Source organism: Oceanospirillum sediminis, from assembly GCF_014164585.1.
Taxonomy (GTDB): domain Bacteria; phylum Pseudomonadota; class Gammaproteobacteria; order Pseudomonadales; family Halomonadaceae; genus Oceanospirillum; species Oceanospirillum sediminis.
Map to the genome: position 1 here is coordinate 1 of NZ_JACJFM010000254.1, position 346 is coordinate 346.

Genomic DNA, 346 nt, shown 5'->3' on the forward strand with positions numbered 1-346 from the left:
ACTCCCCTGACGAAGTTGAGATACTGAGAGTTGATCGAAGGCGGCTACCTGAAGGTCAATACAAAGAAGTCGGCTATCAGAAGCGCCAGGTTTTTGATATTGATATCACCCGGACCGTTGTGGAATATCAGGCTCAGATACTTGAAGACGAACAAGGGCGACGCTTTGTCGCAGAATTTCCTGAAGGTGTCACATCTTCAGTCCAGTATGGACCCGGTGTTAAAGCCCATGCCGTCTATCTGTCACAGTACCAACAAAAGCTGCCAGCATGCGCTGTGTAATGCTCATCATCTGAGAGAACTGGAAAGGGCCTGGGAACAGGATAATCAAGCCTGGGCCCGGTTGC

1 pseudogene is annotated in these 346 nt (G+C 50.0%); it reads left to right on the forward strand.

Annotated elements, in window-relative coordinates:
- Window positions 1-254: pseudogene (locus tag H4O21_RS24795) on the forward strand (IS66 family transposase); the annotation flags it as partial.
- Window positions 255-346: the final 92 nt, after the last annotated feature.